Source organism: Frigoribacterium sp. Leaf44 (genome assembly GCF_001421865.1).
Lineage (GTDB): Bacteria > Actinomycetota > Actinomycetes > Actinomycetales > Microbacteriaceae > Frigoribacterium.
Window position 1 is genome coordinate 819726 of the sequence record NZ_LMLG01000001.1, and the last position, 14010, is coordinate 833735.

Annotated in this window: 7 protein-coding genes; all 7 read left to right on the forward strand. The window is 71.5% G+C overall.

Annotated features, from left to right (window positions below):
• Positions 1–456 (forward strand): PP2C family serine/threonine-protein phosphatase (locus ASE87_RS16600; RefSeq protein WP_369813992.1); only part of this gene is annotated, 456 nt, incomplete at its 5' end.
• A gap of 175 nt (positions 457–631) precedes the next feature.
• Complete coding sequence (locus ASE87_RS03805) at positions 632–2053, forward strand: serine/threonine-protein kinase (protein ID WP_056226036.1); 1422 nt, start codon at positions 632–634, stop codon at positions 2051–2053.
• Between the two features lie 65 nt (positions 2054–2118).
• A complete protein-coding gene (locus ASE87_RS03810) occupies positions 2119–7857 on the forward strand; it encodes a tandem-95 repeat protein (RefSeq protein WP_162235859.1) in 5739 nt (1912 codons plus the stop codon).
• 34 nt (positions 7858–7891) lie between these two features.
• On the forward strand, positions 7892–8863 hold the full coding sequence (locus ASE87_RS03815) for a MoxR family ATPase (RefSeq protein WP_043594523.1): 972 nt from the start codon (positions 7892–7894) through the stop codon (positions 8861–8863).
• Positions 8860–10323, forward strand: a complete 1464-nt coding sequence (locus tag ASE87_RS03820) for a DUF58 domain-containing protein (protein ID WP_235472185.1) — start codon at positions 8860–8862, stop codon at positions 10321–10323. The genes ASE87_RS03815 and ASE87_RS03820 overlap by 4 nt, the downstream gene beginning before the upstream one ends.
• The gene (locus ASE87_RS03825) at positions 10320–12692 is read left to right on the forward strand and encodes a transglutaminase-like domain-containing protein (protein ID WP_056226043.1); all 2373 of its coding nucleotides are present in this window, start codon (positions 10320–10322) and stop codon (positions 12690–12692) included. The genes ASE87_RS03820 and ASE87_RS03825 overlap by 4 nt, the downstream gene beginning before the upstream one ends.
• Before the next feature lie 461 nt (positions 12693–13153).
• Positions 13154–14010, forward strand: an 857-nt coding sequence (locus tag ASE87_RS16605) for a zinc-ribbon domain-containing protein (protein ID WP_235472186.1), incomplete at its 3' end; no start/stop codon positions are given.

Below are 14010 nucleotides of genomic sequence, written 5' to 3' on the forward strand. Positions count from 1 at the left end.
TTCCTGTCCCGCGAAGCAGACGGCGCCGAGGTCGACTTCACGGTCTTCAACGTGGGTGACTCGCGTGTGTACATGTTCGAGGACGGGCGCCTGCGCCAGGTCACCGTCGACCACTCCGTCGTCCAGGAGATGGTCGACGCCGGGCTCCTGCACGCGGACGACGCCGAGAAGCACCCCGACAGCAACGTCATCACCCGGGCGGTCGGGTTCGACGTCGACCCTCGACCGGATTACTGGCGGGTCCCCGCCCGGCCCGGCCTGCGCCTCCTGGTCTGCTCGGACGGCCTCACCAAAGAGCTGTCGGCGGACCGGATCGCCGAGGTGCTGGGCGGTGTCGAGGGTGCCGAGCAGGCGGCGACGGCCCTCGTGGAGGCCGCCGTCGAGGCGGGCGGGCGCGACAACGTGACGGCCCTCGTCGTGGACGTCCGCGGCGTCGAGACGCCGGACGCCGACTAGGCGCGACACGCATCCGCGGATGACCCGGCCCCCGAAGTGGGGGGAGTCGGCCTGTCCACAGGGGGGCCCACGGGCCTCTCGGGCGTCACGGGCTCCCACGTAGAATGGCAGCGGTCGGACCGACGCCGACCAGCTCCACCCAGCCGACCCGGCATCGATCCCCAGAGGAGGCGACGTGGCTCGACGACTGCCTTCAGCGCCCCCCGTGCTGCCGGGATTCTCACACGTGCGCGTGCTGGGGTCGGGCGGCTTCGCCGACGTGTTCCTCTACGAACAGAACATGCCGCGCCGGCAGGTCGCGGTGAAGGTCATGCTCAGCGAGGTCGTGAACGACCAGGTCCGACAGATGTTCCAGGCCGAGGCGAACCTCATGGCCCAGCTCAGCGCACATCCGTCGATCCTCACGGTGTTCCAGGCCAGCGTCTCGGCCGACGGCCGCCCCTACCTGGTCATGGAACTCTGCTCCTCGTCGCTGAGCGAGCGGTACCGGCGCGACCGCATCCCCGTCGCGGACGTGCTGCGCATCGGCGTCAAGATCGGCAGCGCGGTCGAGACGGCCCACCGGCAGGGTGTCCTCCACCGCGACCTCAAACCGTCGAACATCCTCATGACGGCCTACGGCCATCCGGTGCTGTCCGACTTCGGCATCGCCGCGTCGCTCAGCGAGAGCGAGCCGCAAGAGGTCGTCGGCATGTCGATCCCGTGGTCGGCGCCCGAGGTCTTGCTCGACGAGACGAACGGCACGATCGAGTCCGAGGTGTGGTCGCTCGGCGCGACGGTGTATTCGTTGCTCGCGGGCCGGAGCCCGTTCGAGGTCCTCGGCGGTGACAAGAACGGCGCCTCCGACCTCATCGGTCGCATCGACAAGGCCAAGCTCGTGCCCACCGGTCGGACGGACGTCCCGCCCACGCTCGAGCGACTGCTCGCGCGGTCCATGTCGCGTCGCCCCGAGAACCGCCAGGCCAGCGTCCTCGAGTTCGTGCGCGAGCTCCAGCAGGTCGAGAGCGAGATCGGCGTCGTGCAGACGCCCATCGAGGTGGCCGTCGACGACTGGGCCCTCGCGACCGTGGCAGACCTCGAGGACAAGACGCGCCTCCGAGGGGTGACCCCGGTGCAGGCCTCCCGGCGTCGTCGCCGACGTCGGGCGACCGAGGCCCAGGTCCAGGCGCAGCACGGTGGTTCGTCGCAACAGAGCCGCGCGGTGCCCCGCAGCACGGGAACGCGCCCGGCGCGACGTCGGTCCGTGCTCGTCATGACCTGGGTCCTCGTGGCGGTGTCCGTCGTGGGCATCGGCCTGGCGGCCGCGGCGACGCTCGTGCTCGTCCGCTCGACGTCGACCGACATTCCCCGGGTGGCCGACGTCGCGTCGTCGAGCGACGGGTCCTCGGTGGTCTTCACCTGGAGCGATCCGGGGCTGCGGGCAGGTGACACCTACATCATTTCGACCGGCGGGCAGACGAGCCAGCAGTCCGCCGACCGGTTCGTCGCCACCCCCGCCGACCCGGGTGACGAGGTCTGCATCACCGTCACCGTGAGCCGCGGTGGTTCGACCGGCCCGGCGAGCAACGAGAACTGCGCGACGGCGGGTCAGGGCTGATGGGACGGCTGCTCGATTGGGCTGCCCGTCGTCGATCCGCCGTGGTCACGGGCGTCGGAGTGGTCGTGGTGACCACGCTCGTGACGACGATCGCCGTGGCCAGCAACGGCTACGAGGCCCAGCGAGTAGACCTGTCCGACGGCACCGTCTGGGTGGCCAACGGCGAACGATCTGCGATCGGCCGGGCGAACACCGACGTCCTGCAGCTCAACTCCGCCGTGCGCGGCACCGGTGCCGACCTCTCGGTGGCTCAGCGCGGGCAGGACGTCCTGCTCGTGGACCGCAGCAACGCCACGGTCGGCGTCGTCGACACCGCGACGGCCGAGGTCGCCGAGAGCGTCCCGCTGCCTCCGGAATCACCCGACGTGTCGATCGCGGGCGATCGGGCGCTGGTCGTCTCGCAGGGCACGGGCGAGGTGTGGAGCCAACCGCTCTCCGACCTGTCGTCGTTCAGCACCGAGGTCGACCCCGATCTCAGCCTCGGCAAGGGCCTGGTCACCAGCGTCACGGCCGACGGGACCGTGGCCGCCTACTCGACCGACACCGGCCGGGTGTCGCTCTTCGACGGCACGGTGTCACCCGACGTCCTCGAGACGCACGACGTGCCCGCCTCGTCGTCCGCCGGGTACCAGGTGGCCTCCGTGGGCAGCCACTGGGCCGTGCTCGACGCCGTCACCGGGGCCCTCGTCGTCGACGGACGGCAGGTCGACCTGTCCGACCGGGCGTCCGGCGGACTCGCCCTGCAGGCCGGGTCCGACACGGGCGACGCGGTCCTGGTCGCCACGTCCAGCGGACTCCTGTCCGTGGCGGTCGACTCGTCGCGGGTCACCGAGGTCGTCGGCGGACGCGAGGGCGAGCCCGCACGACCCGTGGTCGTCGGCGACTGCCGGTTCGCCGCCTGGGCGGGTGGTTCGGCGTGGAGCGACTGCGCATCGGCCCGCGGGGGAGTCCTCGACCTCGACCAGGTCGCCGGAGGCGCGGACCTCGTCTTCGACGTCAACGCGCGTCGGGTCGTGCTGAACGACCCGGCGACGGGGCGGTCGTGGGCCGTGCAGCGTTCCGGCCAGCTGATCGACAACTGGTCCGACCTCTTCCAAGAGGACCGCGACCAGGAGGAACAGCAGGAGAACGACGACGAGCAACCGCCCGAGCTCGATCTCGATCAGAAACCACCGGTCGCCGTCGACGACGCGTTCGGCGCGCGACCGGGTCGTGCGACCACCGTGCCCGTCCTGCTCAACGACTACGACCCGAACGGCGACCCGCTCGTGGTCGACGACGTGTCCCCGCTCGACGACTCCGTCGGCAGGCTCGACCTCGTCAACGACCGGCAGCAGGTGCTGCTCACCCTCACCGACTCGGCCTCGGGCGCGTTCACGTTCGACTACACGATCTCGGACGGTCGGGGCGGGCAGGCGAGTGCGACGGTCACCGTCACCGTGCGCCAGCCGTCCGAGAACTCGCCGCCGCAGCAGGCGCGCAGGACGACCGCGTCGGTGTCGTCGTCGGGGCGTGTCACCACCTCGGTCCTGGGCGACTGGGTCGATCCCGACGGCGACGCCTTCTACCTGACCTCGGCGGGTGGGGTGGCCGGGGTGTCGTACAAACCGTCGGGGGACGTCGTCTACCAGGACGCCGGCGCGGGCGACACGACCGTGGACGTCCCGTTGACCGTTTCGGACGGCCGTGACGAGGGGCGAGGGACGCTCTCGATCGATGTGATGGGGGCGGGCCAGGTCCCGCTCGAGGCCCTGCCGTTCTCTCAGCAGGCCTACGCGGGCCAGCAGCTGACCGTGAGACCGCTGACCTACGCCCGGGGCGGTACGGGCACGATCAAGCTCAACAGCGTCCCGGCGAAGGACGACGTCACCGTCACGCCGAACTACGAACAGGGCACGTTCCGGTTCCTCAGCGACACGCCGGGGACCCATCTCCTCGAGTACACCGTGACGGACGGCGACCAGACGGCGACCGGCACGGTACGGGTGGACGTCCAGTCCCCTCCGGACGCGGGCACGCCTCCGATCACGACGCCCAAGACGATCTTCGTCGAGACGCTGGGCACGCAGACGCTCGACGTCGTGGCGACGGATCGCGACCCGGCCAACAACGTCCTCATGCTCACGGCGACCGACGCCGTGCCCGCCTCGTCGGGGGTCAGGGTCGAGACCCTCGACCAGCGCTACGCCCGCATCACGCTCGCGGCTCCGCTCGACGACGGGCCAGTCACCTTCGGCTACACCGTCAGCAACGGCCTCGCCTCGGCCACCGGCACGGTGACGGTGGTCGAGATCCCGCGCCGGGCGATCACCCAGCCCCCGATCGCGACCGACGACCAGGTGACCGTTCGGGTGGGGGACTCGATCGACATCGACGTCCTCGCGAACGACGAGCAGCCGGACGGCGACGAACTGACGCTGGTGCCGCGACTCGAGAGCGACGTCCCGGCCGGCAGCGGGTTGTTGTTCGCGTCGGGCAACCGTCTGCGGTACCTGGCCCCCTCCACCCCGGGCAACGTCACGGCGACGTACACCGTCGAGGGCCCGGACGGACAGCGGGCGTCCGCCCAGGTCGCCATCGCGGTCCGCGAGGTCGACGCCGGCAGCAACGCGGCTCCCGCGCCCCAGTCGGTGACGGCGCGCGTGGTCGCCGGCGAGACCGTCCGCGTCGGCGTCCCCCTCGACGGGATCGATCCCGACGGCGACTCGGTCCAGCTGCTCGGGGTGGGCACGAACCCCGAGAAGGGCAGCGTGGCGACGGTCGGCACCGACTACGTCGAGTACCAGGCGAACGCCAGCTCGGCGGGCACCGACAGCTTCACGTACACGGTCGTCGACGGGTTGGGGGCCCGGGCGACCGGCACCGTCCGCGTGGGCATCTCGACCCGCGCCGACGGGTCGCGCAACCCCATCGCCGTCGCGGACGCGGTCACCATGCGACCAGGGGGTTCCATCACCGTCCGGGTGCTCGACAACGACTCCGACCCCGACGGAGGCACGTTGTCGGTCGACGCGGTCGAGCCGAACGGCGACGGCGTCGTCGCCAAGGTCGTCTCGGGGACGATGGTGTCGGTGACGCCGCCCGAGACACCGGGCACGTACGGCCTCGTCTACACCGTGTCGAACGAACGCGGTGGTCAGAGCTCGACCTTCGTCACCGTGACGGTCGACCCGGATGCGCCGCTGAACTACCCTCTCGCCGACGACACGGTGCTCGGACTCAGCGACATCGCCGGTCGGCAGACCGTGACGGTCAACCCGCTGACGAACGTGTTCTTCTCCGACGGCAGCACGTCCCAGCTCGACCTCGGACTGGCTCCGGGCTTCGGCTCGACCGCCGAGGTGACGCCGAACTCGCGCGTGACCGTCCGCATCACCGACTCGAGCCAGATCGTCCCGTTCTCCGTCTCGAGGAAGGACGACCCGGGCATCCGCGCCTACGCGTTCATCGTCGTGCCCGGGTTCGACGACGCCCTTCCCCAGGTCGACCGGACCGTCCGTCCGATCACGGTCGAGAGCGAGAAGGCCGTCACCATCGACCTCGACCGATACGTCATCTCGGCCGGTACCAACGGCGTCCGACTGACCGACCCCGGAACGGTCCGGGCGACGAACTCGAACGGTGACGATCTCGTCGTCGACGACACGACCCTCCGCTTCACGTCGGCCGACCTGTTCTCGGGCACGGCCTCGATCTCGTTCCAGGTGACCGACGGCCGCTCGGCCGACGATCCGGACGGACGGACGGCGTCGCTCGTGCTGCCCATCACGGTGACGTCGCGAGAGAACCAACCGCCCGTCTTCAACGGCGCCTCGGTCGACCTCGAACCGGGCCAGTCCCGCACACTCGACCTCGCCAGGCTCACCACGTATCCGTATCCGGACGACGTCGACGAGCTCAGCTACTCGATCGAGCAGAGCGGTGTGGCGGGCTTCGGCTACGACCTGTCGGGGTCCAAGCTCACGGTGTCGGCGGATGCGGGGGCCGCCAAGGGGACGAGCAGGTCGCTGCCCGTCGCCGTCAGCGACGCACTCAATCCGGGCCGGAGCGGTGCCGTCACCCTGTCCGTGGTGGGATCGACCCGACCCCTCGCCCAACCGGCGGCCGACCGTGCCGTCGTCAAGCGCGGGGCGTCGACCACGGTCGACGTGCTGCAGAACGACCAGGCCACGAACCCCTTCCCCGGCCAGGCGCTCCGGGTGGTGGCCATCAGGGGGCTGAACGGGTCGTCCGTCCCGGCCGGTGTCTCCATCACGCCGAGTGGTGACAACCGCAGTCTCGCCGTCTCGGTCGCGGCCTCCGCAGCCCCGGGCGACACGAACCTCCAGTACCAGGTGGCCGACGTCACGAACGACCCCGACCGCTACGTCTGGGGCACCGTCACCATCAGCGTGCAGGACGTTCCGAACGCCCCCAACGCACCGGTCCGATCGGGCACCTTCACGGGGGGACAGCTCACCCTCAGCTACACGGCACCCGCGGCCAACAACTCGCCCCTGACCGGCTACCGTCTGACCGGCACCGGCTCGGCTGGCGGTTCGTACTCCAGGAATTGCGGACTGGCCACCGTGTGCACCCTGACCGACCTGCCTGCCGGTCAGCGGTTCTCCTTCTCGGTCGTCGCCACCAATGCCATCGGAGACTCCGCCTCGTCGGCGTCGAGTCCGGCGTACAGCGCCGACTACGTGCCCGCGGCACCCACCGGCCTCAGCGCGACCGCGGTGTCGTCGGGCCAGGGGGACACCCGGATCTCCTGGACCGATTCGCCCGATCCTCGCCCAGGATCCGCGATCCAGTCGTACGTCGTCGAATGGTCGGGGCCCACGACGGGATCTCAGACCGTTCGCCGTGGGGCGCAACAGAGCGTGATCGCCGGGCTCCTGCCGAACCAGAACTACACGGTGAACGTGTACGCGAAGAACGACGCCGACGTGGACAGCGAGGCGGCATGGGCCCGGGCGTCCCTGACGCGAGTCGTCCCCGTCGGGAGCCCCGGGGTGCCCCAGGTCACCGCCACCCCGGTGAGCGGTGGCGTGCAGATCATGTGGACGCCGTCGACCGCGAACGGGGGATCGGCTCCCGCATACCGGGTGGTCCGCATCGCGAACTCGGACGGGCCGGTGTCCTGCGACACCGCCGGTGACGCCGTCCCCCTCACCGGCGGGGGAGCGATGGACTCGTCCGCGGAGGACGGGGTCACGTACTTGTACGTCGTGAAGGCGGACAACGGCACCTTCTGTTCCGCGGGTTCAGGTCGTACGACGGCGCTCAAGGCCCCGGGTGCTGCTCGCGCGACCGTGGCGACGGATGAGAACGGCGGAGGCCGTTTCGACGTGAGGGTCTCCGCGGCCGACGTGGTGACAGGCACGGCCGCACGGTACGAGTGGTCGCAGAACGGGCAGACGGGTTGGCAGGCCGTCGCGACCGACGGCTTCATCTCCTCCGGGGGCTACGGCACGGAACTCGAGGTCTACGTCCGAGGCTGTCGGGACGCCTCGGAGACGTTCTGCGGCACGGCGTCCGGTCGCTACGCCGCGACGCCCGTGACCGTGAGGCCGGTCATCGTCTCGTGCGTCCCCGGCGAACCCCTCGTGGTCAACCTGCCGTCGAACGGTAGCCTCGACTTCTCGGCGACGGTCGAATTCAATGTGTCGCCCGTCATCCTCGACAACTGGCAGTCGGGCAACGGGAACGGCGAATACACGACGTCGTCCCGGGTCGAGCCGACGGCGACGGAGGTCCGCATCCGCGGGACGGTCGACGGAAAGACCGACAGCGGCTACGCACAAGTCACCTGCGGCTAGAGCCCACGAACGACACATCGAGGAACGAAGACACATGAGCATGACCCCCGAGCAGGCGACCTGGTTCTCCGACATCTTCGGGCGCCTGGTGGCCAACGTCGACCAGGTGCTCCTGGGCAAGACCTTCGTCGTGCGACTGTCGTTCACGGCTCTGCTGAGTGAGGGGCACCTGCTGCTCGAGGACTTCCCGGGCACCGGCAAGACCTCGCTAGCCCGCGCGATCGCCCAGAGCGTCCAGGGCACGAGCAACCGGGTCCAGTTCACGCCCGACCTCCTGCCCGGCGACATCACCGGCGTCAGCATCTACGACCAGAAGGCCGGTGAGTTCGAGTTCCACCGTGGGCCGATCTTCTCCAACATCGTGCTCGCCGACGAGATCAACCGGGCCAGCCCCAAGACGCAGTCCGCACTGCTCGAGGTCATGGAAGAGAGCCGTGTGACGGTCGACGGCGTCAGCCACCCCGTGGGGTCGCCGTTCATGGTGATCGCCACGCAGAACCCCGTCGAACAGGCCGGCACCTACCGTCTTCCCGAGGCCCAGCTCGACCGGTTCATCATGAAGACCTCGATCGGCTACCCCGACCACGCGGCCACCGTACGCATCCTCGAGGGCTCGGCCACGCGGGTCCACGAGGGCAGCCTCAACCCGATCGTCCAGGCGGGGGTCATCACCGAGATGGCCCAGCTCGCCCGAACGGTGCACGTCGAGCCCACCATCAGCGACTACGTCGCCCGACTCGTCGACGGCACGCGCACCGCCCAAGAGGTCCGCCTCGGCGTGAGCGTGCGCGGTGCACTGGCCCTCGTCCGCTCGGCCAAGACCTACGCGGCGTCCCTCGGCCGCCACTACGTGATCCCGGACGACGTCAAGTCGCTCGCCGAGCCCGTGCTCGCCCACCGGCTCGTGCTCGACCCCGAAGCGGAGTTCGACGGCGTCACGCCGTCCAGCGTCGTCAGCCAGCTGCTCATCGAGACGGCGCCACCCGCCGAACGGGTAGCCGTGTGAGCGAGCGTCCCCGAGGCACCGACCGGGCTGCCCGGCCCGTGCCCGGGTCGACCGCGGACGGCTCCCGCGCCGGTCGCACGCGACCGCGGGGCGGCACCCGTGGTGTCGACCAACGCTTCGACTCCGCGTTCTCGACGGGGACACAGGGGCTGACGAACGCCCGGACACGGATCGTCGGCGACCGCACCGGCATCGGAGCGGACCTCCTCGTCCTGCTCGTCAGGACGACCCGTGGAGCTCGCCGGGGCGTCCGCGGGGCCTTCACCAGCGCCTCCTCGGTCGTCACGCCCTTCGGGTGGTCGATGCTCGTCGCCGCACCGGTGGCGCTGCTCGTCGGCTACCTGCTCGGCTGGACCGAGTTCGTGGTGGTCGGTTTCGCCGCGATCGTCCTGCTGCTCGTCGCGGGGCTGGCGCTGATAGGTCGGAACTCCGTCCGCATCACCCTCGAGATCCCGCACGAACGGGTGGCCGTCGGCGCGGAGGCCGCCGGCACCGTGCGGGTGCGGAACGCCAGCGCCCGCCGAATCCTCGGCGTGTCCGTCGAGGTCCCCGTCGGCCGGGGGCTCGCCGAGATCGACCTGCCGAGCCTGCGGTCGGGCGACGAGGTCACCGAGTCGTTCGACCTGCCCACCACGCGGCGGGGCGTCGTCGCCGTCGGACCGGTCAGCACCGTCCGCGGCGATCCGGTCGGCCTGGCCCGACGCGAGATCGAGTGGACCGGCGTCACCGAGGTGTTCGTCCATCCCCGCACCATCGGCATCCCGAGCACGAGCACAGGTCTCATCCGCGACCTCGAGGGCAACCCGACGCGCGACCTCTCGCCCAGCGACATCTCGTTCCACGCCCTGCGTGAGTACCAACCCGGTGACGAACGACGGAACATCCACTGGAAGTCGACCGCCAAGACCGGCACCTACATGGTGCGGCAGTTCGAGGAGAGCCGTCGCAGCCACCTCGTCATCGCCCTGAGCCTGGCGGCCGGCGACTTCGCGAACGAGGACGAGTTCGAGCTCGCCGTCAGCGTCGCGGGCTCCCTCGGGGCCCGCGCGATCCGAGACGCCCGGGAGGTCAGCGTCGTCGTCGGCGAGACCACCCCCGAGTTCGCCAAGCGCAAGAACCTCGAGATCCGCTCGCTGAGCACGCTGACGCGCAACCGGTTGCTCGACGAGCTCGCGGTCGTCACCACGGCCGAATCCGCCCTCGCCATCGCCGACGTCTCGCGGGTCGCCGGCGACCAGGTCGTGGGGATCTCGGTGGCGTTCCTCGTCGTCGGGTCCACGACGACCGTCACCGAGATGCGCGCTGCCGCCATGCAGTTCCCGCTCGGGGTCGAAGCGGTCGCGATCGTGTGCGACCCCGAGACGGTCCCCGGCATGAGGCGCATCGCCGATCTCACCGTGCTGACCATCGGCTTCCTCGAGGACCTGCAGAAGTCGCTCGCCCGGACGGCGAGCGCATGACCGCCGTCGACGAGGTCCGGACGCCGGTGGGGCCGGTGACACCTCCTCCCCGCGTCCGGTCACGCACCCGGCCGTCGCGACTGCGGGCGCCGTTCGTCTCCTCCGTCGTGGCGTTGTTCGCGGCTTCGCTCGGCACCGCGACCGCGACGTTCTGGCCGGTGTACGAAAGTGCCGCCTTCGTGGTGCTCGTCCTCGTCGCCTTCGCCGTCGGTGTGGTCATCGCGCTCGGCTCGGCCGTCCTCCGGCTGTCGAGCGTATGGGTGTTCGTCGCCACGGTCGTGGCGTACCTGCTGCTCGGAGTGCCGCTGGCCGTGCCGTCTCAGGCCCTCGTCGGCGTGCTGCCCACGGGCAGGGGCCTCCTGACGCTGGTCTCGGCGACGGCTCTCGGCTGGAAACAGCTCGTGACCATCGCCCTGCCGGTGGGCAGCTACGAGGCCTTGCTGGTCCCGGTCTTCGCGCTGGTCCTCGTCGGCACGGTCGTCGGGATCTCCGTCGCCCTCCGCAGCCGACGCGGAGAAGTCGCCGTCGTCGTCCCGGTCGTCGTGTGGATCACGGCGATCGTGCTCGGTCCGGGCGACCCCTGGTGGCCCCGCGCCACCGGACTCGCCGTGCTCGTGACGGTGGTCGCCTGGGTGGTCTGGTGGCGCCTCCGTCGGCGTCGCGTCGCGCTCGACGCCCTCTCCGCCCGCGCCGCCCCGAGATCGGCCGGGCACCGCCCGGTGGCGGTCCGGGCCGTGGTCGGCACGCTCGTCACGCTGGTCGTCGCCGCCACGGCCGGCACGGTCGCCGTTTCGGCGATCCCGCCGGCCACGTCGCGAACGGTGGCCCGCACGGTCGTCGAGCAACCGTTCGACCCGCGCGACCACGTCAGCCCGCTCAGTGGCTTCCGGGCCTACGAACAGGAGCCGATGGTCGACCAGACGCTCCTCACGGTCTCAGGCCTGCGTGACGGACAACGACTGCGTGTCGCCACGCTCGACACCTACGACGGTGTCGTCTACAGCGTCGGCAGCGGGGAGGTCGACAGCGCCTCCGGGTTCTTCACGCGGGTGCCGTCCGAGGTCGACCAATCCGAGGTCGACGGAGACGCGACCTCGGTGGACGTCACGGTCGGTGCCTACGACGACCTCTGGCTCCCCACCGTCGGCCGGCTCGAGTCCGTCTCGTTCGACGGAGCCACGGCGGACGCCCGGCGGGACGCCTTCTTCTACAACGACGTCACGGGAACCGCGGCCGTCCTCGGCGGACTCCGGCAGGGCGACTCGTACCGGCTGGACGCGGTCGAGCCCCGGCAGCCCGGCGACGACGAACTCGACGCGCTCACGCCGGGTACGGCGACCGTGCCGACACCGCGGGACGTGCCCGACGAACTGTCGTCCTCGCTCGAGGAGGACGTCGCCGGGGTCCAGGGGCCGGGGGCGCGCCTCCGGGCGGCGCTGGGTGCGCTGCGCGAGGACGGTTACGTGAGCCACGGGGTCACCGCCGACGAGCCCGTCAGCCGATCGGGGCACGGCGCGGACCGCATCGCCCAGCTCTTCACCGACCCCGTCATGATCGGCGACGCCGAGCAGTACGCGACGGCGGCCGCGTTGATGGCCGATCAGTTGGGGTTCCCCGCGAGGGTGGTCATGGGATTCGCGCCGGAGGCCGATGGTGGCAGTGTCGAGGTCACCGGCTCGAACGTGTCCGCCTGGATCGAGGTCGACACCGCCCAGTACGGCTGGGTGGCGCTCGATCCGAATCCGGCCGAGCGGCCGATCCCCGAGGATCAGGTGCAGGACCCCACGCAGATCTCCCGTCCCGAGTCCGTCGTCCAGCCCCCGCCCCTGGACCCTCAGATGCGCGACGACCAGACCCCACCGCAGTCCGAGCAGGACGACCCCGAGGACCCTCCGGCCTGGTTGGCCGTCGTCCTGGCGATCGTCCGCGTCGTCGGCTGGAGCGCCCTCGTCGCCGGCCTGCTCGCGGCCCCGTTCGTGACGATCGTCGCCCTCAAGGCGCGGAGGCGACGCCGCCGCCGGACGGCGACGAGTCCTTCCGCCCGCATCAGCGGCGGCTGGCACGAATTCCAGGACGCGGTGGTCGACCACGGCATCCGCACCCCGCCGGCCGCGACGCGGAGCGAGGTCGCCGCCGTGGTCGGTGGTTCGCGCCCCGCGGTGCTGGCCCGAGTGGCGGACCGTGCGGTGTTCTCACCGAACCCGCCCGCCGAGTCCGACGCCGACCGCGTCTGGACGGCCGTCGCCGAGATGCGGCGGGCCCTCGGGGTGGGGCTCACGAGGCGGCAGCGTTTCGCCGCGGCGGTCTCGCTCCGATCCATGCGTGGTTACCATGGGCGCACCCCTCCCGAGCGACAGAGGAACGACTGATGTACTGCCCCACCTGTGCCAGCCCCCTGCCCGTCGGCGCGATGTTCTGTGGCGAGTGCGGTCGGGCGGTCTCCAGCGCAGACCTCGCGGCCGCCCGCCGTCGGGCCGATGCCGCCGCCGAGCACGTCGACGCCACCAGCGCCCCCGACCTTCCCGAGGCTTCTTCGCGGGCGACGTCGCACCCCCGCCGCGGCGATGCGGAACCACCGTGGTGGGTGCGCGATCGCCAGACGGACGCCGGCGCGGTCGAGGTCGGGTCGACCGGCACCGACCACCCCCGGTCCGGGGTGCCCGCTTCGGTCCCCGAGCCCCCGGCGTGGCCCGTCGACGACCGACCGGTCGAGCGCAGGGTCGAGGACGACCGTCGAACACCCGCCGAGGAGGCGCAGGCGGGGTCCCCGAGGCCCCCTCGTCCCGACGCTCCCGCGATTCGCGACGGTCAGGTCGACGCCCCCAGAACAGTGGCTCCTGATGCGGTCGAACCGCCCACGCCACTGCGATCGCCCGCCAAGCACCCCGACAACGGACCTCGCCCCACGTCGGCCCCGCTCTGGACGGCGTCCCTGACGCCCGTCGGGTCGGACGAACCGTCTCCCGGCGCAGCGTCCGCCACCGAGCACCCGACCTCCGAGGCGGCCGAGGTCCGCCCGGACGACGAGCTCGGGTTCGCCGAGGTCGAGCCGTCCGCCATCGACGAGGGCGCCCCTCCGGTTGAAGCCGACGACCGTGAAAGGGCCGACGGCCTCGAGGTCTCCGCATCGTCCGGCGAGCCCGCTCCCGCATCCGTCCCCACGCCTGAGGTGGCCCCGGTCGAACGGCCCACGCCTCCCGTGGGGCCCCCGCCTCTGGTGCGTCCGACGGCCGACGCGCCCCGGGACGGAGACACCGCTCCGTTGGCCGCTCTCGGCCGGGACTTCCGTCCGTCGAACCCCGGTGCGTCGCGGCCCGCTCCCATCGAGTCCGGTCGACCCGAACCCGTGCCGCTCGTCGAGCCCGTGCCGCTCGTCCGGCCCGGATCAGGCGTCGTGCCCGAACGGTGCACGCACTGCGGCGCGGCCATCGGCGAGGACGACATCTTCTGCGGTGAATGCGGTGCCGTCGTGCAGTCGGTCGCCCTGTCGTTCACGGGGCCCGTCGTGCCGCTCCCGCCCGAATGGCGACCGGACGACGGGTCCGCCCTCCGCCGCGGTCCCGTCCTTGAGGACGGTGAGTCCGCCGGATCAGGCGCCGACGACGCCGGCAGCGACGACGTCGCCACCGGCGGCGTCGGCACCGGCGGCGTCGGCACCGGCGGCGTCGGCACCGGCGGCGTCGGCAC

Bases quoted from the DNA above. Each gene is read 5' to 3' on its own strand.
- ASE87_RS03815 (WP_043594523.1), top strand. From the start codon at position 7,892: ATGAGCATGACCCCCGAGCAGGCGACCTGGTTCTCCGACATCTTCGGG.
- ASE87_RS03825 (WP_056226043.1), top strand. From the start codon at position 10,320: ATGACCGCCGTCGACGAGGTCCGGACGCCGGTGGGGCCGGTGACACCT.